The organism is Shigella dysenteriae (genome assembly GCF_022354085.1).
Classification (GTDB): Bacteria; Pseudomonadota; Gammaproteobacteria; order Enterobacterales; family Enterobacteriaceae; genus Escherichia; species Escherichia coli.
This window is the reverse complement of sequence record NZ_CP055055.1, coordinates 125,038-147,336: the sequence shown is the minus strand read 5'-3', so window position 1 is coordinate 147,336 and position 22,299 is coordinate 125,038. Positions and strand designations below refer to the sequence as shown.

Annotated in this window: 17 protein-coding genes, 1 tRNA gene, 3 rRNA genes and 1 riboswitch; of the genes, 5 read left to right on the top strand and 16 right to left on the bottom strand. The window is 53.0% G+C overall.

Translation table 11 applies throughout. The annotated features are described in order from the left end of the window. Window positions 1-62 precede the first annotated feature (62 nt). The 3 genes from aceA to metA all read right to left on the bottom strand — a co-directional run bounded on the left by aceA (window position 63) and on the right by metA (window position 4,196). Window positions 63-1,367 carry an isocitrate lyase gene (gene aceA / locus HUZ68_RS00705; protein ID WP_000857854.1) on the bottom strand — a complete coding sequence of 435 codons (1,305 nt, stop codon included), beginning with the start codon at window positions 1,365-1,367 and terminating at the stop codon, window positions 63-65. Window positions 1,368-1,396: 29 nt separating this feature from the next. Next, window positions 1,397-2,998 (bottom strand): malate synthase A, encoded by a 1,602-nt coding sequence (gene aceB, locus HUZ68_RS00700; protein WP_000138882.1) that lies wholly within the window; start codon window positions 2,996-2,998, stop codon window positions 1,397-1,399. A gap of 268 nt (window positions 2,999-3,266) precedes the next feature. Continuing rightward, window positions 3,267-4,196, bottom strand: a complete 930-nt coding sequence (metA, locus tag HUZ68_RS00695) for a homoserine O-acetyltransferase MetA (RefSeq protein WP_001122786.1) — start codon at window positions 4,194-4,196, stop codon at window positions 3,267-3,269. 156 nt (window positions 4,197-4,352) lie between these two features. Here metA and HUZ68_RS00690 point away from each other — a divergent pair, with 156 nt between their 5' ends. Beyond that, entirely contained in the window at window positions 4,353-4,796 is a 444-nt protein-coding gene (locus HUZ68_RS00690) for an acetyltransferase (protein WP_000236973.1), read from the top strand. A gap of 63 nt (window positions 4,797-4,859) precedes the next feature. On the opposite strand, the gene HUZ68_RS00685 is transcribed toward HUZ68_RS00690, so the two are convergent. From HUZ68_RS00685 to HUZ68_RS00665, 5 genes are all read right to left on the bottom strand, one after another. Further along, on the bottom strand, window positions 4,860-5,243 hold the full coding sequence (locus HUZ68_RS00685) for a YjaA family stress response protein (RefSeq protein ID WP_001326558.1): 384 nt from the start codon (window positions 5,241-5,243) through the stop codon (window positions 4,860-4,862). Between the two features lie 76 nt (window positions 5,244-5,319). After that, window positions 5,320-5,435, bottom strand: a 5S ribosomal RNA gene (gene rrf / locus HUZ68_RS00680). Window positions 5,436-5,529: 94 nt separating this feature from the next. Next, window positions 5,530-8,432, bottom strand: a 23S ribosomal RNA gene (locus HUZ68_RS00675). Window positions 8,433-8,625: 193 nt separating this feature from the next. Beyond that, window positions 8,626-8,701: transfer RNA gene (locus HUZ68_RS00670), tRNA-Glu, on the bottom strand. A gap of 85 nt (window positions 8,702-8,786) precedes the next feature. After that, window positions 8,787-10,328, bottom strand: a 16S ribosomal RNA gene (locus HUZ68_RS00665). Together the 16S, 23S and 5S rRNA genes with 1 tRNA gene alongside form the textbook arrangement of a ribosomal RNA operon. A gap of 616 nt (window positions 10,329-10,944) precedes the next feature. Here HUZ68_RS00665 and purH point away from each other — a divergent pair. Both purH and purD read left to right on the top strand, forming a co-directional pair. Next, the gene (purH, locus tag HUZ68_RS00660; RefSeq protein ID WP_001187564.1) at window positions 10,945-12,534 is read left to right on the top strand and encodes a bifunctional phosphoribosylaminoimidazolecarboxamide formyltransferase/IMP cyclohydrolase; all 1,590 of its coding nucleotides are present in this window, start codon (window positions 10,945-10,947) and stop codon (window positions 12,532-12,534) included. Window positions 12,535-12,545: 11 nt separating this feature from the next. Then, window positions 12,546-13,835: a phosphoribosylamine--glycine ligase gene (gene purD / locus HUZ68_RS00655; RefSeq protein ID WP_080030410.1), complete on the top strand. Its 1,290-nt coding sequence runs from the start codon at window positions 12,546-12,548 to the stop codon at window positions 13,833-13,835. On the opposite strand, the gene zraR is transcribed toward purD, so the two are convergent. Both zraR and zraS read right to left on the bottom strand, forming a co-directional pair. Next, on the bottom strand, window positions 13,832-15,157 hold the full coding sequence (zraR, locus tag HUZ68_RS00650; protein WP_096840543.1) for a sigma-54-dependent response regulator transcription factor ZraR: 1,326 nt from the start codon (window positions 15,155-15,157) through the stop codon (window positions 13,832-13,834). The two genes, purD and zraR, sit on opposite strands and share 4 nt — an antisense overlap. After that, complete coding sequence (gene zraS, locus HUZ68_RS00645) at window positions 15,154-16,530, bottom strand: two-component system sensor histidine kinase ZraS (RefSeq protein WP_021578185.1); 1,377 nt, start codon at window positions 16,528-16,530, stop codon at window positions 15,154-15,156. Before zraS ends, zraR begins: the two co-directional genes overlap by 4 nt. 237 nt (window positions 16,531-16,767) lie before the next feature. On the opposite strand from zraS, the gene zraP reads away from it, so the two are divergent. After that, complete coding sequence (gene zraP, locus HUZ68_RS00640; RefSeq protein ID WP_000828222.1) at window positions 16,768-17,193, top strand: zinc resistance sensor/chaperone ZraP; 426 nt, start codon at window positions 16,768-16,770, stop codon at window positions 17,191-17,193. Window position 17,194: 1 nt separating this feature from the next. Here the strand turns inward: zraP and HUZ68_RS00635 are convergent, their stop codons facing one another. The 6 genes from HUZ68_RS00635 to nudC all read right to left on the bottom strand — a co-directional run bounded on the left by HUZ68_RS00635 (window position 17,195) and on the right by nudC (window position 21,553). After that, the gene (locus HUZ68_RS00635; protein WP_001300651.1) at window positions 17,195-17,890 is read right to left on the bottom strand and encodes a DUF1481 domain-containing protein; all 696 of its coding nucleotides are present in this window, start codon (window positions 17,888-17,890) and stop codon (window positions 17,195-17,197) included. Between the two features lie 12 nt (window positions 17,891-17,902). Beyond that, the gene (gene hupA / locus HUZ68_RS00630; RefSeq protein WP_001044513.1) at window positions 17,903-18,175 is read right to left on the bottom strand and encodes a nucleoid-associated protein HU-alpha; all 273 of its coding nucleotides are present in this window, start codon (window positions 18,173-18,175) and stop codon (window positions 17,903-17,905) included. Window positions 18,176-18,361: 186 nt separating this feature from the next. Continuing rightward, window positions 18,362-18,952, bottom strand: coding sequence for a YjaG family protein (locus tag HUZ68_RS00625; protein ID WP_000940106.1), 591 nt, complete (start codon window positions 18,950-18,952; stop codon window positions 18,362-18,364). A gap of 42 nt (window positions 18,953-18,994) precedes the next feature. After that, window positions 18,995-19,666: a deoxyribonuclease V gene (gene nfi, locus HUZ68_RS00620; RefSeq protein ID WP_000362388.1), complete on the bottom strand. Its 672-nt coding sequence runs from the start codon at window positions 19,664-19,666 to the stop codon at window positions 18,995-18,997. Between the two features lie 9 nt (window positions 19,667-19,675). Next, window positions 19,676-20,740, bottom strand: coding sequence for a uroporphyrinogen decarboxylase (gene hemE / locus HUZ68_RS00615; protein WP_000137657.1), 1,065 nt, complete (start codon window positions 20,738-20,740; stop codon window positions 19,676-19,678). A gap of 39 nt (window positions 20,741-20,779) precedes the next feature. Further along, window positions 20,780-21,553, bottom strand: coding sequence for an NAD(+) diphosphatase (nudC, locus tag HUZ68_RS00610; RefSeq protein ID WP_000373929.1), 774 nt, complete (start codon window positions 21,551-21,553; stop codon window positions 20,780-20,782). Window positions 21,554-21,647: 94 nt separating this feature from the next. Between nudC and rsd the strand changes: the two genes are divergently transcribed. Next, a complete protein-coding gene (rsd, locus tag HUZ68_RS00605; RefSeq protein ID WP_000934302.1) occupies window positions 21,648-22,124 on the top strand; it encodes a sigma D regulator in 477 nt (158 codons plus the stop codon). Window positions 22,125-22,175: 51 nt separating this feature from the next. Then, a riboswitch (TPP riboswitch) is annotated at window positions 22,176-22,276 on the top strand. Window positions 22,277-22,299 lie beyond the last annotated feature (23 nt).

Below are 22,299 nucleotides of genomic sequence, written 5' to 3'. Positions count from 1 at the left end.
CGATTGCCGGATGCGGCGTAAATGCCTTATCCGGCCTACAGTCAGCAACGTTTGTAGGTTGCTTAGAACTGCGATTCTTCAGTGGAGCCGGTCAGCGCGGTGACTGAAGACGTGCCGCCCTGAATAATAGTCGTCACTTTATCGAAGTAACCTGTACCCACTTCCTGCTGGTGAGATACGAAGGTGTAACCATCTTTCGCGGCGGCGAATTCCGGTTGCTGCACTTTCTCAACGTAGTGCTTCATACCCTCGCCCTGGGCATAAGCGTTTGCCAGGTCAAACATGTTGAACCACATGCTGTGGATACCTGCCAGGGTGATGAACTGGAACTTGTAGCCCATATCCGACAGCTGCTGCTGGAAGCTGGCAATAGTGTTGTCGTCGAGGTTTTTCTGCCAGTTGAACGACGGCGAGCAGTTATAAGCCAGCAGTTTGCCCGGATATTTCGCGTGGATAGCTTCCGCAAAGCGACGCGCCAGTTCCAGGTCTGGCGTGGAGGTTTCACACCATACCAGGTCAGCATATGGCGCATACGCCAGGCCACGGCTGATCGCTTGCTCAATGCCCGCATGAGTACGGAAGAAGCCTTCACTGGTACGCTCGCCGGTAATAAATTCGCTGTCATACGGGTCGCAATCGGAGGTAATCAGATCCGCCGCATCGGCATCGGTACGAGCAACCAGTAGGGTTGGAACGCCCGTCACGTCAGCTGCCAGACGCGCCGCGACCAGTTTCTGAATAGCTTCTTGAGTTGGCACCAAAACTTTGCCGCCCATGTGACCGCATTTCTTCACTGACGCCAGCTGATCTTCGAAGTGAACTGCCGCTGCACCGGCTTCAATCATCGCTTTCATCAGTTCAAAGGCATTCAGGACACCGCCAAAACCGGCTTCCGCATCGGCAACGATCGGCAGGAAGTAATCGACATAGCGCGGATCGCCCGGCTCAATGCCTGCGGACCACTGGATCTGATCCGCACGACGGAAGGTGTTGTTGATCCGCTCCACCACGGCTGGCACCGAGTTTGCCGGATAAAGCGACTGGTCCGGGTACATGCTTGCCGCCAGGTTAGCGTCCGCCGCTACCTGCCATCCCGACAGATAGACCGCTTCAATACCCGCTTTCGCCTGTTGCAGCGCCTGACCGCCAGTCAGTGCACCGAGGCTGTTGATGTAGCCTTTTTTCGACTCGCCATGCAGAAGACGCCACATTTTCGCCGCGCCCAGTTGCGCCAGCGTGCATTCAGGATTGACTGAACCGCGTAATTTCACCACATCTTCCGCGCTGTATGGGCGAGTAATGCCTTCCCAACGCGGTTGAGTCCACTCTTTCTGTAATTCTTCAATTTGTTGTGTACGGGTTTTCATGTGCAGATGCTCCATAGTTATGTGGTGGTTTACGCTAACAGGCGGTAGCCTGGCAGGGTCAGGAAATCAATTAACTCATCGGAAGTGGTGATCTGTTCCATCAAGCGTGCGGCATCGTCAAAACGCCCCTGGGAGAAACGTTCTTCGCCCAGTTCGCTGGCAATGACTTTCATCTCTTCGCCCAGCATCTGGCGGAACAAGGCTTTGGTCACCGGTTTGCCATTGCTCAACGTTTTTTGATGATGGATCCACTGCCAGATTGAGGTACGGGAAATTTCAGCCGTCGCCGCATCTTCCATCAGGCCATAAATCGGCACGCAGCCGTTGCCGGAGATCCACGCTTCAATGTACTGCACAGCCACGCGAATGTTGGCGCGCATACCTTCTTCGGTGCGTTCACCATCACAAGGTGCCAGCAGCTGATCGGCAGTAATCGGCGCGTCTTGTTCGCGCATCACTTCAAGCTGATTTTTACGGGAGCCGAGAATGTCGTTGAATACCGCCATTGCCGTGTCCGCAAGGCCTGGGTGAGCGATCCATGTGCCATCGTGACCGTTATTGGCTTCCAGCGATTTATCCGCTTTTACTTTGTTGAGCACCTGGTTATTGCGCTCTTCATCTTTGCTCGGAATAAACGCCGCCATGCCGCCCATCGCAAAAGCACCGCGTTTATGGCAGGTTTTAATCAACAGGCGTGAGTAAGCATTCAGGAATGGTTTATCCATCGTCACTGCCTGTCTGTCTGGCAGGACGCGATCGGGATAGTTTTTCAACGTTTTGATATAACTGAAGATGTAATCCCAACGACCGCAGTTCAGACCAACAATATGGTCACGCAGCGCGTGAAGGATTTCATCCATCTGGAACACGGCGGGCAGCGTTTCAATCAGCAACGTCGCCTTGATGGTGCCGCGCGGCAGATTAAAGCGATCTTCTGCATAGCTGAAGACTTCGCTCCACCAGGCCGCTTCCTGCCAGGACTGGGTTTTCGGCAGATAGAAATAGGGACCACTGCCCTTTGCCAACAGTGCCTGATAGTTGTGGAAGAAATAGAGCGCAAAATCAAACAGGCTGCCGGGGATTGCCTCACCACGCCAGGTGACATGTTTTTCCGGCAAGTGCAGACCGCGTACCCGACAAATCAAAACCGCTGGATTGGGCTTGAGCTGGTAAATTTTGCCTGCTTCATTGGTGTAACTGATGGTGCCGTTAACCGCATCACGCAGGTTAATTTGCCCGTCGATCACTTTGTTCCAGTCTGGTGCCAGTGAATCTTCGAAATCGGCCATAAAGACTTTCACATTGGCGTTCAGTGCGTTGATCACCATCTTGCGCTCAACCGGGCCAGTTATCTCGACTCGACGATCTTGTAAGTCCGCGGGAATACCACGAATTTTCCAGTCTGTATCGCGAATGGAAGCTGTTTCCGAAATAAAATCAGGCAACGTTCCGTTATCAATATCTTGCTGCTGCTGAATGCGCGCTGCCAGAAGTTTATTGCGTTGTGGCGTAAAATGCGTCACCAGCTCAGTCAGAAATTCTACCGCTTCGGCAGTAAGAATTTGCTTCTCCTGCTCGCCATACGGCCTTATGAAAGCCAGTTCATCGGTTGTTGTTGCCTGTTCAGTCATCGTGCAGCTCCTCGTCATGGATCCGAAAACTTCCCCACTGTGAACGAAGGATCGTTGTGCGCTTTTCGTTCAGCACAACTAAGACTACTCATTTAAAATGCAAAATCAAAAACAATTTCCATTTTAATTAAAAATACTTGATAACTTATTGATAACAATATGAATAAAATTTATTCACCTGCTGAGGTACGTTTCGGAAATAAAAAAGGCACCCGAAGGTGCCTGAGGTAAGGTGCTGAATCGCTTAACGATCGACTATCACAGAAGATTAATCCAGCGTTGGATTCATGTGCCGTAGATCGTATGGCGTGATCTGGTAGACGTAATAGTTGAGCCAGTTGGTAAACAGCAAATTACCGTGACTACGCCAGCTCGCTCGCGGTTTGTTTTGCGGATCATTGTGCGGGAAATAGTTATACGGTACTTCCGGGTCTAGTCCGGCTTCCACATCGCGGAAATATTCCTGCGCCAGCGTTTGCGCATCATATTCGGGATGGCCCGTCACAAAGGCAATTCGCTTATCTTTGCTGGCAAACAGATATGCATCCCCTTCTTCCGTCTCTGCCAGAATTTCCAGATCGGTGTAATCACGAATCAACGCTGCCGGAAAGTCAGCATAGCGCGAATGCGGTGCCAGGAATGAATCATCAAAGCCACGCGTCAGAAGCGCATGAGGATGGAGAATGTGATGCTCGTAAACGCCAGAGAGTTTGTCGGTGCGGGTTTGCTTAGGAATGCCGTAGAGGATATTGAGCGCGGCCTGGACCGCCCAACAGACAAACAGCGTCGAGGTGACGTGATCTTTCGACCACTCCAGCACCTGTTTGATCTGCGGCCAGTAAGCGACATCATTAAACTCCACCAGGCCCAGCGGCGCACCGGTTACAATCAGACCGTCAAAGTTCTGTTCCTGAATATCTTCAAAGTTACAGTAGAAGTTGTTCAGATGCTCTGCGGGCGTGTTGCGCGATTCACGGGAATCGATGCGCAACAGCTGAATATCGACCTGCAAAGGTGAGTTTGAAAGCAGGCGCAGAAACTGATTTTCAGTTTCAATCTTCTTCGGCATCAGGTTAAGGATCAGAACCTTAAGTGGACGAATTTCCTGACCAGACGCACGAGAAGTTGTCATTACAAAGACGTTTTCTTCACGCAAGAAATTGACGGCGGGTAGCTCGTCCGGCACACGAATCGGCATAACCTGATTACCTCACTACATACGCTTATACGTTTAGACATCCAGATAGCTGAAGATAACCAGAAAATTTGCCAATGTCGAGCCTGCATGTTGAAGGTGAGAAAGTTTCAAGGAAAAGGCTACGTTAGAATATAAGAATGACTAAAAGGAGAGAAAATGGTTATTAGTATTCGCCGCTCACGGCATGAGGAAGGGGAGGAACTCGTTGCGATTTGGTGTCGTTCTGTCGATGCCACTCACGATTTTTTATCAGCAGAGTATCGGGCCGAACTGGAAGAGCTGGTGCGTTCCTTTCTGCCGGAAGCACCGTTGTGGGTCGCGGTTAATGAGCGGGATCAGCCGGTTGGGTTTATGTTGCTAAGTGGGCAGCATATGGATGCGCTGTTTATCGATCCTGATGTGTGCGGCTGCGGCGTGGGTCGGATGCTGGTGGAGCATGCGCTCTCGATGGCACCGGAACTGACAACCAATGTTAATGAGCAAAATGAGCAGGCGGTTGGGTTCTATAAGAAGGTGGGTTTTAAGGTTACGGGACGCTCTGAAGTGGACGATCTGGGGAAACCGTATCCGCTGCTGAATCTGGCATATGTGGGGGCGTAGGTGATTTTTTTCTCATCCCGGTGGGCTGAACTTCAGGTTTCGTACCCACCAATGGTGACACGATTATTTCTGCTTAAGCATTGCCATGACCGCACTATCACTGAGTACCGCTGATTGCGCATGGATGTGGAACTGGCGATATTTCATTAACGTTGCCCCAGCGACCACTTCATGGAGAATGCGTTCCTCAACCTGTGACAAACCGCCCTCATTCATTTCCAGCGCGCTCACAACAATATCCATACGTTTTGCTGGCAAAAAAGAATGCCAGGTTGAACGTGGGTGGAGTTGCAGAACAAGATCTTGCAGAACTTTTTCTGCAACAAAGAAATTGGCGATTAACAGGCGCTGGTTACTGAAGGCAGCGTCTCCTGACACTTCACGTTTGCTTTCAAGATCGCGAACAGTAATTTGATTACGACGAATTTGGATATACAGAACTGACATGAGATTCCCTTCATCATGCAAGTAATTGATATGCAAAAAACCCCGGCCTTATGGACCGGGGTTTTTCTAATTTGATGCCTGGCAGTTCCCTACTCTCGCATGGGGAGACCCCACACTACCATCGGCGCTACGGCGTTTCACTTCTGAGTTCGGCATGGGGTCAGGTGGGACCACCGCGCTACGGCCGCCAGGCAAATTCTGTTTCATCAGACCGCTTCTGCGTTCTGATTTAATCTGTATCAGGCCGAAAATCTTCTCTCATCCGCCAAAACATCTTCGGCGTTGTAAGGTTAAGCCTCACGGTTCATTAGTACCGGTTAGCTCAACGCATCGCTGCGCTTACACACCCGGCCTATCAACGTCGTCGTCTTCAACGTTCCTTCAGGACCCTTAAAGGGTCAGGGAGAACTCATCTCGGGGCAAGTTTCGTGCTTAGATGCTTTCAGCACTTATCTCTTCCGCATTTAGCTACCGGGCAGTGCCATTGGCATGACAACCCGAACACCAGTGATGCGTCCACTCCGGTCCTCTCGTACTAGGAGCAGCCCCCCTCAGTTCTCCAGCGCCCACGGCAGATAGGGACCGAACTGTCTCACGACGTTCTAAACCCAGCTCGCGTACCACTTTAAATGGCGAACAGCCATACCCTTGGGACCTACTTCAGCCCCAGGATGTGATGAGCCGACATCGAGGTGCCAAACACCGCCGTCGATATGAACTCTTGGGCGGTATCAGCCTGTTATCCCCGGAGTACCTTTTATCCGTTGAGCGATGGCCCTTCCATTCAGAACCACCGGATCACTATGACCTGCTTTCGCACCTGCTCGCGCCGTCACGCTCGCAGTCAAGCTGGCTTATGCCATTGCACTAACCTCCTGATGTCCGACCAGGATTAGCCAACCTTCGTGCTCCTCCGTTACTCTTTAGGAGGAGACCGCCCCAGTCAAACTACCCACCAGACACTGTCCGCAACCCGGATCACGGGTCAACGTTAGAACATCAAACATTAAAGGGTGGTATTTCAAGGTCGGCTCCATGCAGACTGGCGTCCACACTTCTAAGCCTCCCACCTATCCTACACATCAAGGCTCAATGTTCAGTGTCAAGCTATAGTAAAGGTTCACGGGGTCTTTCCGTCTTGCCGCGGGTACACTGCATCTTCACAGCGAGTTCAATTTCACTGAGTCTCGGGTGGAGACAGCCTGGCCATCATTACGCCATTCGTGCAGGTCGGAACTTACCCGACAAGGAATTTCGCTACCTTAGGACCGTTATAGTTACGGCCGCCGTTTACCGGGGCTTCGATCAAGAGCTTCGCTTGCGCTGACCCCATCAATTAACCTTCCGGCACCGGGCAGGCGTCACACCGTATACGTCCACTTTCGTGTTTGCACAGTGCTGTGTTTTTAATAAACAGTTGCAGCCAGCTGGTATCTTCGACTGATTTCAGCTCCATCCGCGAGGGACTTCACCTACATATCAGCGTGCCTTCTCCCGAAGTTACGGCACCATTTTGCCTAGTTCCTTCACCCGAGTTCTCTCAAGCGCCTTGGTATTCTCTACCTGACCACCTGTGTCGGTTTGGGGTACGATTTGATGTTACCTGATGCTTAGAGGCTTTTCCTGGAAGCAGGGCATTTGTTGCTTCAGCACCGTAGTGCCTCGTCATCACGCCTCAGCCTTGATTTTCCGGATTTGCCTGGAAAACCAGCCTACACGCTTAAACCGGGACAACCGTCGCCCGGCCAACATAGCCTTCTCCGTCCCCCCTTCGCAGTAACACCAAGTACAGGAATATTAACCTGTTTCCCATCGACTACGCCTTTCGGCCTCGCCTTAGGGGTCGACTCACCCTGCCCCGATTAACGTTGGACAGGAACCCTTGGTCTTCCGGCGAGCGGGCTTTTCACCCGCTTTATCGTTACTTATGTCAGCATTCGCACTTCTGATACCTCCAGCATACCTCACAGTACACCTTCACAGGCTTACAGAACGCTCCCCTACCCAACAACACATAGTGTCGCTGCCGCAGCTTCGGTGCATGGTTTAGCCCCGTTACATCTTCCGCGCAGGCCGACTCGACCAGTGAGCTATTACGCTTTCTTTAAATGATGGCTGCTTCTAAGCCAACATCCTGGCTGTCTGGGCCTTCCCACATCGTTTCCCACTTAACCATGACTTTGGGACCTTAGCTGGCGGTCTGGGTTGTTTCCCTCTTCACGACGGACGTTAGCACCCGCCGTGTGTCTCCCGTGATAACATTCTCCGGTATTCGCAGTTTGCATCGGGTTGGTAAGTCGGGATGACCCCCTTGCCGAAACAGTGCTCTACCCCCGGAGATGAATTCACGAGGCGCTACCTAAATAGCTTTCGGGGAGAACCAGCTATCTCCCGGTTTGATTGGCCTTTCACCCCCAGCCACAAGTCATCCGCTAATTTTTCAACATTAGTCGGTTCGGTCCTCCAGTTAGTGTTACCCAACCTTCAACCTGCCCATGGCTAGATCACCGGGTTTCGGGTCTATACCCTGCAACTTAACGCCCAGTTAAGACTCGGTTTCCCTTCGGCTCCCCTATTCGGTTAACCTTGCTACAGAATATAAGTCGCTGACCCATTATACAAAAGGTACGCAGTCACCCCATAAAAGAGGCTCCCACTGCTTGTACGTACACGGTTTCAGGTTCTTTTTCACTCCCCTCGCCGGGGTTCTTTTCGCCTTTCCCTCACGGTACTGGTTCACTATCGGTCAGTCAGGAGTATTTAGCCTTGGAGGATGGTCCCCCCATATTCAGACAGGATACCACGTGTCCCGCCCTACTCATCGAGCTCACAGTATGTGCATTTTTGTGTACGGGGCTGTCACCCTGTATCGCGCGCCTTTCCAGACGCTTCCACTAACACACACACTGATTCAGGCTCTGGGCTCCTCCCCGTTCGCTCGCCGCTACTGGGGGAATCTCGGTTGATTTCTTTTCCTCGGGGTACTTAGATGTTTCAGTTCCCCCGGTTCGCCTCATTAACCTATGGATTCAGTTAATGATAGTGTGTCGAAACACACTGGGTTTCCCCATTCGGAAATCGCCGGTTATAACGGTTCATATCACCTTACCGACGCTTATCGCAGATTAGCACGTCCTTCATCGCCTCTGACTGCCAGGGCATCCACCGTGTACGCTTAGTCGCTTAACCTCACAACCCGAAGATGTTTCTTGCGATTCATCATCGTGTTGCGAAAATTTGAGAGACTCACGAACAACTCTCGTTGTTCAGTGTTTCAATTTTCAGCTTGATCCAGATTTTTAAAGAGCAAATATCTCAAACATCACCCGAAGATGAGTTTTGAGATATTAAGGCAGGTGACTTTCACTCACAAACCAGCAAGTGGCGTCCCCTAGGGGATTCGAACCCCTGTTACCGCCGTGAAAGGGCGGTGTCCTGGGCCTCTAGACGAAGGGGACGTATCAGTCTGCTTCGCAAGACGCCTTGCTTTTCACTTTCTATCAGACAATCTGTGTGAGCACTGCAAAGTACGCTTCTTTAAGGTAAGGAGGTGATCCAACCGCAGGTTCCCCTACGGTTACCTTGTTACGACTTCACCCCAGTCATGAATCACAAAGTGGTAAGCGCCCTCCCGAAGGTTAAGCTACCTACTTCTTTTGCAACCCACTCCCATGGTGTGACGGGCGGTGTGTACAAGGCCCGGGAACGTATTCACCGTGGCATTCTGATCCACGATTACTAGCGATTCCGACTTCATGGAGTCGAGTTGCAGACTCCAATCCGGACTACGACGCACTTTATGAGGTCCGCTTGCTCTCGCGAGGTCGCTTCTCTTTGTATGCGCCATTGTAGCACGTGTGTAGCCCTGGTCGTAAGGGCCATGATGACTTGACGTCATCCCCACCTTCCTCCAGTTTATCACTGGCAGTCTCCTTTGAGTTCCCGGCCGGACCGCTGGCAACAAAGGATAAGGGTTGCGCTCGTTGCGGGACTTAACCCAACATTTCACAACACGAGCTGACGACAGCCATGCAGCACCTGTCTCACAGTTCCCGAAGGCACCAATCCATCTCTGGAAAGTTCTGTGGATGTCAAGACCAGGTAAGGTTCTTCGCGTTGCATCGAATTAAACCACATGCTCCACCGCTTGTGCGGGCCCCCGTCAATTCATTTGAGTTTTAACCTTGCGGCCGTACTCCCCAGGCGGTCGACTTAACGCGTTAGCTCCGGAAGCCACGCCTCAAGGGCACAACCTCCAAGTCGACATCGTTTACGGCGTGGACTACCAGGGTATCTAATCCTGTTTGCTCCCCACGCTTTCGCACCTGAGCGTCAGTCTTCGTCCAGGGGGCCGCCTTCGCCACCGGTATTCCTCCAGATCTCTACGCATTTCACCGCTACACCTGGAATTCTACCCCCCTCTACGAGACTCAAGCTTGCCAGTATCAGATGCAGTTCCCAGGTTGAGCCCGGGGATTTCACATCTGACTTAACAAACCGCCTGCGTGCGCTTTACGCCCAGTAATTCCGATTAACGCTTGCACCCTCCGTATTACCGCGGCTGCTGGCACGGAGTTAGCCGGTGCTTCTTCTGCGGGTAACGTCAATGAGCAAAGGTATTAACTTTACTCCCTTCCTCCCCGCTGAAAGTACTTTACAACCCGAAGGCCTTCTTCATACACGCGGCATGGCTGCATCAGGCTTGCGCCCATTGTGCAATATTCCCCACTGCTGCCTCCCGTAGGAGTCTGGACCGTGTCTCAGTTCCAGTGTGGCTGGTCATCCTCTCAGACCAGCTAGGGATCGTCGCCTAGGTGAGCCGTTACCCCACCTACTAGCTAATCCCATCTGGGCACATCCGATGGCAAGAGGCCCGAAGGTCCCCCTCTTTGGTCTTGCGACGTTATGCGGTATTAGCTACCGTTTCCAGTAGTTATCCCCCTCCATCAGGCAGTTTCCCAGACATTACTCACCCGTCCGCCACTCGTCAGCGAAACAGCAAGCTGTTTCCTGTTACCGTTCGACTTGCATGTGTTAGGCCTGCCGCCAGCGTTCAATCTGAGCCATGATCAAACTCTTCAATTTAAAAGTTTGATGCTCAAAGAATTAAACTTCGTAATGAATTACGTGTTCACTCTTGAGACTTGGTATTCATTTTTCGTCTTGCGACGTTAAGAATCCGTATCTTCGAGTGCCCACACAGATTGTCTGATAAATTGTTAAAGAGCAGTTGCGACGCGGCTTTCAGCTCACTGTCGCGAGGTGGCGTATATTACGCCTTCCTCTTTCAGAGTCAACCCTGAATTTCAGGATTTTTCTCTTCAACCGAACCGGCTGTTTGTGTGAAGTGATTCACATCCGCCGTGTCGATGGAGGCGCATTATAGGGAGTTCTCCGCAGGCCGCAATAGAAAAATTGCAGAAAAATGACTGACTGCTGCATTCCCCAGCAAAACCCCGCTTTATACCTTTTTACGCACAGAGTTATCCACAATCATCAATGTGATTTCAGTATTTTTCCCACGGTAACCACTGTCAAAATTGTGATCACCATTGAAAGAGAAAAATTCGCGAGCGTTGCGCAAACGTTTTCGTTACAATGCGGGCGAAAAATAAGGATGCCCCGTTAGGGGCGTTAGCTAAGTTTTTCGCGAAAAATTCAGCTAACGCTCTCTGTAATAGTCAAATCCAGGGGATTTACCATGCAACAACGTCGTCCAGTCCGCCGCGCTCTGCTCAGTGTTTCTGACAAAGCCGGTATCGTCGAATTCGCCCAGGCACTTTCCGCACGCGGTGTGGAGCTGCTGTCTACAGGGGGCACTGCCCGTCTGTTAGCAGAAAAAGGTCTGCCGGTAACCGAAGTTTCCGATTACACCGGTTTCCCGGAGATGATGGATGGACGCGTGAAGACCCTGCATCCGAAAGTACATGGTGGCATTCTGGGCCGTCGCGGCCAGGACGATGCCATTATGGAAGAACATCAGATCCAGCCTATCGATATGGTGGTTGTTAACCTGTATCCGTTCGCCCAGACCGTGGCCCGTGAAGGTTGCTCGCTGGAAGATGCGGTTGAGAACATCGATATCGGCGGCCCAACGATGGTGCGCTCCGCCGCCAAGAACCATAAAGATGTCGCAATCGTGGTGAAGAGCAGCGACTACGACGCCATTATTAAAGAGATGGATGACAACGAAGGATCGCTGACGCTTGCAACCCGTTTCGACCTCGCCATCAAAGCCTTCGAACACACTGCCGCCTACGACAGCATGATTGCCAACTACTTCGGCAGCATGGTTCCGGCTTACCACGGTGAAAGCAAAGAAGCCGCCGGTCGCTTCCCACGCACGCTGAACCTGAACTTCATTAAGAAGCAGGATATGCGTTACGGCGAGAACAGCCACCAGCAGGCTGCCTTCTATATAGAAGAGAATGTGAAAGAAGCCTCCGTTGCTACCGCAACCCAGGTTCAGGGTAAAGCCCTCTCTTATAACAACATCGCCGATACCGATGCGGCGCTGGAGTGCGTGAAAGAGTTCGCCGAGCCGGCATGTGTGATTGTGAAGCACGCCAACCCTTGCGGCGTGGCTATCGGCAATTCCATTCTTGATGCTTACGATCGCGCGTACAAAACCGACCCGACCTCCGCATTCGGCGGCATCATTGCCTTTAACCGCGAGCTGGATGCGGAAACCGCACAGGCCATCATTTCTCGTCAGTTTGTTGAAGTGATTATTGCGCCGTCCGCCAGCGAAGAAGCCCTGAAAATCACCGCCGCCAAACAGAATGTACGCGTTCTGACCTGCGGTCAGTGGGGCGAGCGTGTTCCGGGCCTCGATTTCAAACGCGTGAACGGCGGTCTGCTGGTTCAGGATCGTGATCTGGGGATGGTCGGTGCAGAAGAACTGCGCGTCGTCACCAAACGCCAGCCGACCGAACAGGAACTGCGTGATGCGCTGTTCTGCTGGAAAGTGGCGAAGTTCGTGAAATCCAATGCTATCGTCTATGCCAAAAACAATATGACCATCGGTATTGGCGCGGGCCAGATGAGCCGCGTGTACTCCGCGAAAATCGCCGGTATTAAAGCCGCCGATGAAGGTCTGGAAGTGAAAGGTTCCTCGATGGCTTCTGACGCGTTCTTCCCGTTCCGCGACGGTATTGATGCCGCAGCCGCTGCGGGCGTGACCTGCGTAATCCAGCCTGGCGGTTCTATCCGTGATGACGAAGTGATTGCCGCCGCCGACGAGCACGGTATTGCGATGCTCTTCACCGATATGCGCCACTTCCGCCATTAATGGAGCGACAGATGAAAGTATTAGTGATTGGTAACGGCGGGCGCGAGCACGCGCTGGCCTGGAAAGCGGCCCAGTCGCCGCTGGTTGAGACTGTTTTTGTTGCTCCGGGTAACGCAGGCACAGCGCTGGAACCCACGCTGCAAAACGTCGCTATCGGCGTGACCGATATCCCGGCGCTGTTGGATTTCGCACAAAACGAAAAGATTGATCTGACCATCGTCGGCCCGGAAGCGCCGCTGGTGAAAGGCGTGGTCGATACCTTCCGCGCTGCCGGGCTGAAAATCTTCGGCCCAACCGCAGGTGCGGCCCAACTGGAAGGCTCAAAAGCGTTTACCAAAGATTTCCTGGCCCGCCATAAGATCCCTACGGCGGAATACCAGAACTTCACCGAGGTAGAACCTGCGCTGGCGTATCTGCGTGAGAAAGGCGCGCCAATCGTCATTAAAGCGGACGGTCTGGCTGCCGGGAAAGGCGTTATCGTGGCGATGACGCTGGAAGAAGCGGAAGCGGCTGTTCACGATATGCTGGCGGGCAACGCTTTTGGCGACGCAGGTCATCGCATCGTTATCGAAGAGTTCCTCGATGGCGAAGAAGCGAGCTTTATCGTGATGGTGGACGGCGAGCATGTGCTGCCGATGGCTACCAGCCAGGATCACAAACGCGTAGGCGATAAAGATACCGGACCAAACACGGGCGGGATGGGCGCTTACTCCCCCGCGCCGGTAGTAACCGATGAAGTTCATCAGCGCACCATGGAACGTATTATCTGGCCAACCGTGAAAGGCATGGCGGCGGAAGGCAACACCTACACCGGTTTTCTCTACGCGGGCCTGATGATTGACAAACAGGGCAATCCGAAGGTTATTGAATTTAACTGCCGCTTTGGCGATCCGGAAACCCAGCCAATCATGCTGCGTATGAAGTCCGATCTGGTTGAACTCTGCCTGGCAGCCTGTGAAGGCAAGCTGGACGAGAAAACATCCGAGTGGGATGAGCGTGCTTCTCTCGGCGTGGTGATGGCTGCGGGTGGATATCCGGGCGATTACCGCACCGGCGATGTGATCCACGGCCTGCCGCTGGAAGAAGTGGCTGACGGCAAAGTGTTCCACGCGGGCACGAAACTGGCGGATAACGAGCAGGTAGTAACCAGCGGCGGGCGCGTACTGTGCGTCACCGCGCTGGGTCATACCGTGGCAGAAGCGCAGAAACGCGCTTATGCCTTAATGACCGATATTCACTGGGACGACTGCTTCTGCCGGAAAGATATCGGCTGGCGCGCTATCGAACGCGAGCAGAACTAACGCGACAGTTTTGCCAATAGCGTTTTGCGCGTGATCCCTAACTGACGGGCGGCTTCGGTTTTGTTGCCGCCCGTTTTCTCCAGTGCCGCCAGAATCACTTCTTTTTCGACTTCCACCAGCGGCTGAATATCCTGACTTTGCCCCAGCGGGATCGGCGTACCGGCAATCGCCAGCGGCAGCTCGCGTTCGGAAATATATTCCCCGGTCAGCAGCACCACCGCCCGTTCCACCGCGTTTTCCAGTTCACGAATATTTCCCGGCCAGTCGTAGTGGATCAGCAAATCCATCGCCTGTGGCGTAAAGCCTTTTACCGCCTTGCGATTACGCTCGGCAAAGCGCTGAAGAAAATGGCCAGCCAGCAGAGGGATATCTTCCCGCCGTTGCCGCAGCGATGGTACTTCAATCGCCACCACATTCAGGCGATAGTAGAGATCCTGGCGAAAACGCCCGGCATTCACCTCTGCGGCAAGATCGCGATGGGTCGCCGCAATCAGCCGGACATCAACCGAGATAGTCTGGTTGCTACCGACACGCTGAACTTCGCGCTCCTGAATCGCACGCAGCAGACGCACCTGCATCATCGGCGAGATATCGCCAATTTCATCGAGAAACAGCGTGCCGCCGTCCGCCTCAACAAAGCGCCCTTCCCGGCGTTTATCGGCTCCAGTAAACGCCCCTTTTTCGTGACCGAACAATTCAGATTCCAGCAAGGATTCGTTGAGTGCCGCACAGTTGAGCGTTACCAGCGGTTTTTCGCTACGTGCGCTACTGGCGTGAATCGCCCTGGCGACCAGCTCTTTACCGGTGCCGGAATCGCCGTGGATCAGCACCGTGGCTTCCGATGGCGCGACGAGGGCGATTTCACTGAGCAGGTGTTGCATCGCCGGGCTTTTACCGACCATACCGAACTGGCTGGCAGTCACCGCAGGTGTTTCAGCATCAATACTGTGCGTATGCGCGAGCGCCTTTTCCAGCGTCGCCTCCAGGTTATCGAAATCCAGCGGCTTGATGAGATAATCCAGCGCCCCAGTTTTCAGTGCCTCTACCGCCGTCTCGACGCTGGAGTACGCGGTCATAATCAGTACCGGAATTGCCGGGTTTAACGCTTTGATCTCTTTCAGCGTGGCGATGCCGTCCATCTCCGCCATTCGCACATCGCAAAGCACAAGATCAAAAACCTGTTCCCGCACCTGCTCCAGCGCCTGTCGCCCGCTGTTCGCCAGCGCGACGTTATAGCCCCAGCCGCGCAGTAAAGCCTGCAAAATAGTGCAGTGGCTAATGTCATCATCCACCACCAGAATATCGATATTATCGTGCGTCATCCTTGTGGGTCCTTACGCGTAATATTGACCGGAAGCCAGAGGGTGAACGTTGAGCCTTTTCCCTCCTGGCTTGCGACCTGAATTGTACCACCGTGTTGTTCAACAATATTATGCACGACCGCCAGCCCCAATCCGGTGCCTTCGGCTTTGGTGGTGAAGTACGGAGTGAAGATGGCTTCAAGCTGATCTGCCGCAATTCCCTTACCGCTGTCGGTAACGCTGATTTTCACGCCCGCGCCGCTTTCGCTGGCCGTCACGCTAATCACGCCATGCTGACCAATCGCCTGAATAGCATTGAGATAGAGATTCAACAGGACCTGAGTCAGCCTGTCCGGATCGGCCTGAATTTCCGGTAATGTGTCGTTGGCGGTAAAGCGTAACTGGATCTCCCGGCTGTTTGCATCCTGGCTTACCAGCTGTAATGAGTGGTTAATCAGCGTGTTGAGATCCACCGCCTGCAATGCCAGATGCGTTGGCTTAACCAGTTCCAGCAGCTCGCTTACCACGCGGTTTAAACGGTCGGCCTCTTTCGCCATCACCTGCGCCAGTTGATGCGCTTCTCCCCCTGCAGGCGCGCGCTCGGCAAAGTATTTCGCCAGTCCTTTAATCGAGGAAAGTGGGTTACGGATTTCGTGGGCAACGCCTGCCGCAAGATGCCCCAGCGCCACCAGCTTCTCTTTGCGCTTCATTTCATCTTGTAGAAGCTGGCGCGAGCGCAGATAGCGGCGATACCAGAAGAATGACAATACGCTTGCCAGCAAGACCGTCGCCAGGGCGAAGAGGATAATCAGGGTGTTTCTCTGCTCACGATCTTCGGCACTCACAATATTACTGGCGTCGAAAGCGATGAAAATTGCTTGTGGTGTCGCGGCATACTGCTGCATATGGCGCATCCGGTGCATTCCAGCAGCAAACATCGGTTGAAACTGGCGATAAATTTCCAGAACAGGCTCGCCGTCTGCGCTATCGATCCGCCGCCACACTTCTTCATCTCCCGGATGTAACTGCTGCATTTCCTGCGGGGAATAAAGCTGTTTTCCCACCATGCCGGAGTTGCTATGCATCACGATTGTTCCTTGTTCATCCGTGACCGCAAACCAACGTACTCCAGGCTGCCCGGCCATTTCTTCCAGTAAGGCCTGCTGCTGCGCATGATGCATGCGCATCCCCATGCCGACGCGCGAGCCGGATTCAAGAGCGCGAATAAGTACACTGCCTTTTTCCAGCAGCGTTTGTCTGGCGGCGGCAGTCTCGCGCCCATAATCGCGAATCACCGTCACCGCAAACAACCCTACCAGCCCAACAATGACCACGGGGAGGATCGCGCTTAACCATTTAGCTAAGGAGTCTTTAGAACGTTGCATAAAACGCATCTTCTTCTTTGCCTGCTCATCCCTTTCTGACAGCAGAAATCATGCCATCTTTTATCAGCGCTTACCCTGCGCTGTAACACAAAGGCTTAAGTTTCAATGAGTAAAAATGACTCGCTACCCGCAGCAGGCGAGTCATTTTTACTCGTTTATCATGCCAGATTACCCGTCATATCAGCGTTTCATCGTTGGCACGGAAGATGCAATACCCGAAGTAAGACAACCACTGGAGGATTAACCATGAAACGGAACACGAAAATTGCCCTGGTGATGATGGCGCTTTCAGCAATGGCGATGGGATCGACATCTGCATTTGCTCACGGCGGACACGGTATGTGGCAGCAAAATGCCGCGCCTTTGACCAGCGAACAACAGACAGCGTGGCAGAAAATCCATAATGACTTTTACGCTCAAAGCAGCGCACTGCAACAGCAACTAGTGACGAAGCGTTATGAATACAATGCCCTGTTAGCCGCGAACCCACCGGATAGCAGCAAAATTAACGCGGTCGCCAAAGAGATGGAGAATTTGCGTCAGTCGTTAGATGAGTTACGGGTGAAACGGGATATTGCGATGGCTGAAGCGGGTATTCCGCGCGGAGCCGGAATGGGCATGGGCTACGGCGGCTGCGGTGGTGGCGGTCATATGGGGATGGGCCACTGGTAAATCAGAACGTTTTCTCGTTGGGTTGCCAGCGACAGAAATCAGAGTTTGCCACTAACAGTAATTGCGAACCTTCGGGCGCTTCCAGCCATGCCACGCTGACATCAACAGAAGAGCGGCTCTGGCGGCGCTCGATATGCGCTATCGCCTGCGAATCTAAATCAGGTTTAATGGTTTGCCCTTCGCAGGTGGTCACGGTCTGTTCCATCGCATGCCAGCGCCCCTGGCGCAGCACGACTCTCCCCTGACGTAAGGCATCGCTAATCTGGCGGATCTGATCAGCCCGATAACGGTATAAATCGATTTGGTCGTTAGAAAGCTGCTGCTTTTCCCCATCGGATTCACGTTGCATAAAGCTCAGATCACCGCGATCGTCAAAACGCGCGCGAATGTTCACCGGCGGTTTGCTGTAAACATTGATATTGATGAGCGTGAGGTTATCGCCCTGCCAGCGATACTCTCGCGTCGTGGTATCGCCACTGCGCCACGGGCTAAACACGGCAAGCAGATGCACATTATCGCCGCTGTCTTTTCGCCAGATACGTACCGCGCCCTGGTCTTCAGCAAATCCACTGGCGGTAAAGGGAGGAAGTGACGAGTTGTGACTACAGGCAGTGAGAAACAGCGCACCTGCCAGCATCAATGATCGACGCCAGAAAGACAAAAGGGGTGAAACCACCCCTTCGTTAAAACTGTTCACTGCCACGCAATCTTACTTAACTGCGTCTTTCAGTGCCTTGCCAGAAACAAATGCCGGTACGTTAGCTGCGGCAATTTTGATTTCTTTACCGGTCTGCGGGTTGCGGCCAGTACGCTCAGCGCGGTGGTTCACTTTGAAGGTACCGAAACCAACCAGTTGTACAGCATCGCCTTCTTTCAGAGACTCAGTAATTGCAGCCAGAGTGGACTCCAGAGCAGCTTTAGCCTGGGTTTTGGACAGTTCTGCTTTCTCTGCAATTACATCAATCAGTTGAGTCTTGTTCATAAGTTATCCTTACAATGTGTTTATCGCTTGCTAAGCATCGAGTGCGACGGAAATGCCAGAATAGCACTCTCCTGCATACACGCACCGATAGCCACTTTTTTTCGCCCCCCAAATGTAGACCAGACGGGGGGCGAAAGGGAAGACTCCAGGTATGACAAATCAGGCGTTAAATCACGTTTTCTGGTCTTATTGCTGAAAAATTATACCAATATTGCTCTCACCCGCCTCACGCAGGTCTGCCCTAAGGCCTTTTATCAGCTCGATATCGCGTTCTTCGCACTCAGCTAAAAGTCGGAATATTTCCCACTGAATGTCCCATTCTTGCTCTACAGCTGGGTTTTCTTTGAGCTCTTCATCGCTCATTTCGCGACCAGCCTGAGTCATTTCCAGCATCGCAACGGTCGTGATGGAGGTCTTACTCACTTCCACCGCGTGTTCGAGCGTTTCACCACTCAAACGCGAATGGACCAGTTCACTTAACGCCACGCAGGCATCGATTGCCGGATAAACGCCGTACAGATCGAAATCGTCGGCTGAAGGAATCGCTTCTTCAAATTTCTCCAGTTGGCTGTCGAAATTTACTTTTGCGTCTTTGACGGTCAGCGTTTCCCAGATGAGATCGAGAATACGGCGGTAAATTTGCCCATCGCCAAAACCGGTTTGCTGGCAGAACATGGCGTAATTGGGGTACATGCGTTCGCATAAGCAAGCCATGAAAGTGACATGCTGCCAGCTTTCCAGGCGCTCCAGACGCAGATGAATTGGGTTTTGTAACATGTTGAGTTCTCAAATACGGAAATTACCCGCAGTTTACCTGAATTAGGGCTGATTTGCTGTATAGCGCACGAACGCTGGACGTTCCGAGGCCACCGCGTCCGCCCAGCGCGTTGGCTCCGGCAGACGATAGCCTTTCATGCAGCGTTGTACCCACGCCAGCGCGCTGTCCACGCTGACCCGATGGCCGGTAGCGATAAACAACGGGTTACAGCGCGCTTTGCTGCGCCAGACCCAGGCCAGCTGCTCGCCTTTATCCATCAGTGGGGCCAGCGCGCCCGGTTCGCTGGAGAGCGGTTCGAATTTACCGCATAGTCGTTTTTTCGCTACGCCAATGGTCGGCACATCCACCAGCAAACCAAAATGGCTGGCGACGCCAAGACGGCGAGGATGCGAGATCCCATGACCATCGACAAACACTAAATCCGGTTTTTGTGACAGCATCTCCCACGCTGCCAGGAGCGCAGGATATTCGCGGAAGGAAAGAAAACCTGGAATGTAAGGCATGGTGGTAGCGATGCGGGCCACTTTATACTCCACCAGCTCAAGCGAGGGGTATTTCAGCAGCACCATCGCCGCTCGCGTCACTTCTCCGCCCTGCTCAAACCCGACATCGGCTCCGGCGATCAGATCCGGCGGATCCTTATCGAGTCGATCCTCGCGGATCACAGAAGAAGCCAGTTCGATTTGTTGAGCGCGTAATGACGCGAGATCCATAATCGCTCCTTAGCGGTGATACTGTTCAGACAGTCGATGCACTGCCTCCACGAACACGCCAGCATGTTCTGGCGGCACATCCTGATGAATGCCGTGACCAAGGTTAAAGACATGACCTTCGCCGTGACCGAAACCTGCAAGTATAGTCGCTACTTCTTCTTCAATGCGGGCAGGCGGCGCGTACAGCATCGACGGATCCATATTACCCTGCAACGCGACTTTATTGCCCACACGGCGGCGCGCATCGGCGATGTCCGTTGTCCAGTCGAGGCCCAGCGCATCGCAACCGGTTTCTGCCATGGCTTCCAGCCACTGTCCGCCGCCTTTGGTAAACAGCGTGACCGGTACGCGGCGACCGTCGTTTTCACGCAGTAAACCATCAACAATTTTATGCATGTAATAAAGCGAGAACTGTTGATAATCGCGCCCGGTAAGCACGCCGCCCCAGGTGTCGAAAATCATCACAGCCTGAGCACCGGCTTTAATCTGCGCATTCAGATACAAAGTGACGCTTTTCGCCAGTTTATCGAGTAGAGCGTGCAGCGCCTGCGGATCGGCATACATCATTTTTTTGATCACGGTGAAGGCTTTGCTGCTGCCGCCTTCCACCATGTAGGTCGCCAGCGTCCACGGGCTGCCGGAAAAACCAATCAGCGGCACTTCGCCTTTCAGTTCGCGACGAATGGTACGCACCGCGTTCATCACGTACCCCAGTTCATCTTCCGGGTCCGGAATTGGCAGTTTATCGACGTCAGCTTTGCAGGTGACTGGCGAGGTAAAACGCGGACCTTCTCCGGCTTCAAAATAGAGCCCTAACCCCATCGCGTCCGGGACGGTGAGGATATCGGAAAAGAGGATCGCCGCATCCAGCGGGTAGCGACGCAGCGGTTGCAAGGTCACTTCACACGCCAGCTCGGCGTTTTTGCACAGCGACATAAAATCGCCCGCCTGGGCGCGCGTGGCTTTATATTCCGGTAGATAGCGACCCGCCTGGCGCATCATCCATACTGGAGTGACATCAACGGGCTGGCGCAGCAGCGCCCGCAGATAACGATCGTTTTTAAGTTCGGTCATTTTGGCTGTTCCTTAGTGCGTCAGGCGGTCAGTGTATCATCACTCGTACTCTGCCCGACACATCGCCACCGTATCTTCTATCAGACGGCGCGCCACGGTGCCGGGCGGCGGGAGTAACGGCAAATCGTCATAGCGATACCAGTTCGCCTCGAGCAATTCTTTCGGGTCGATCACGATGTCGCCGCTGTCATATTCCGCCATAAACGCGGTCATTAAAGACTGAGGAAACGGCCACGGCTGGGAAGTCACATAACGCAAGTTTTTAACTTTGATGCCGCTCTCTTCCATCACTTCCCGCGCGACCGCCTGCTCGAGGGTTTCGCCCACTTCGACGAATCCGGCAAGTACCGTATGGACACCGTTACGATGGCGGGTATGCTGGGCGAGGAGGATCGAATCATCGCGACGGATGGCAACAATAATGCAGGGGGCGATTTGCGGGTAGTAACGCTCACGGCAATGGCTGCACAGCATCGCCCATTCGGTTTTGCTTGGATACATTTCATGCCCGCAGTAACCACAGTATTTATGCGATCGGTAAAACTCCGCCAGTTGCACGCCACGTCCGGCCAGTTGAAACAGCCCAACATCGAGATCAATGACCTGACGTACCGACCCCATATCGTGACGCCGCTGCTGTTGTATTAACCAAACAGGTTCCCCCTGCCATTCGCCGATTTGTAGTGCGCGCTGACCCACAAGATCGAAATTTGCCGCTTCGCCATATGGCAATTCTCCCTTCGGCAACCATAATTTTTGTTCATGGCTGACGACCCACCAGCCGTGATCTAATTTTTCAATTATACGATCCATAGCTCTTGCACTACCTTTGCATCACTGGCATGTTTAACATGGTTTTTACATTTTTCACTGAGCAGTTTTTGAATACAAACTTGCGGAGTCAATCATGCTTAACCAGCTCGATAACCTGACGGAGCGCGTCAGAGGAAGTAACAAACTGGTTGATCGCTGGCTACATGTACGTAAGCATCTGCTCGTGGCTTACTACAATCTGGTTGGCATTAAGCCTGGCAAAGAATCGTACATGAGGCTAAACGAAAAAGCCCTTGATGATTTTTGTCAGAGCCTGGTCGATTACTTGTCTGCCGGACATTTCAGTATTTATGAGCGCATTCTTCATAAGCTGGAAGGCAACGGGCAACTCGCGCGCGCCGCGAAGATTTGGCCGCAACTCGAAGCCAATACCCAACAGATTATGGATTACTACGATTCCAGCCTGGAAACCGCTATCGATCATGATAATTACCTTGAGTTTCAACAGGTTTTATCTGACATCGGCGAGGCGCTGGAAGCGCGCTTTGTGCTGGAAGATAAGCTGATTCTGCTGGTGCTTGACGCCGCCCGCGTCAAACATCCTGCTTGAGTTCTGCGCTGTTAACGCGTAATTTACATTCAACGCCCCGTTTGTGGGGCTAATTTCTTGTCGGAGTGCCTTAACTGGCTGAGACCGTTTATTCGGGATCCGCGGAACCTGATCAGGCTAATACCTGCGAAGGGAACAAGAGTTAATCTGCTATCGCATCGCCTTTGCGGCGATC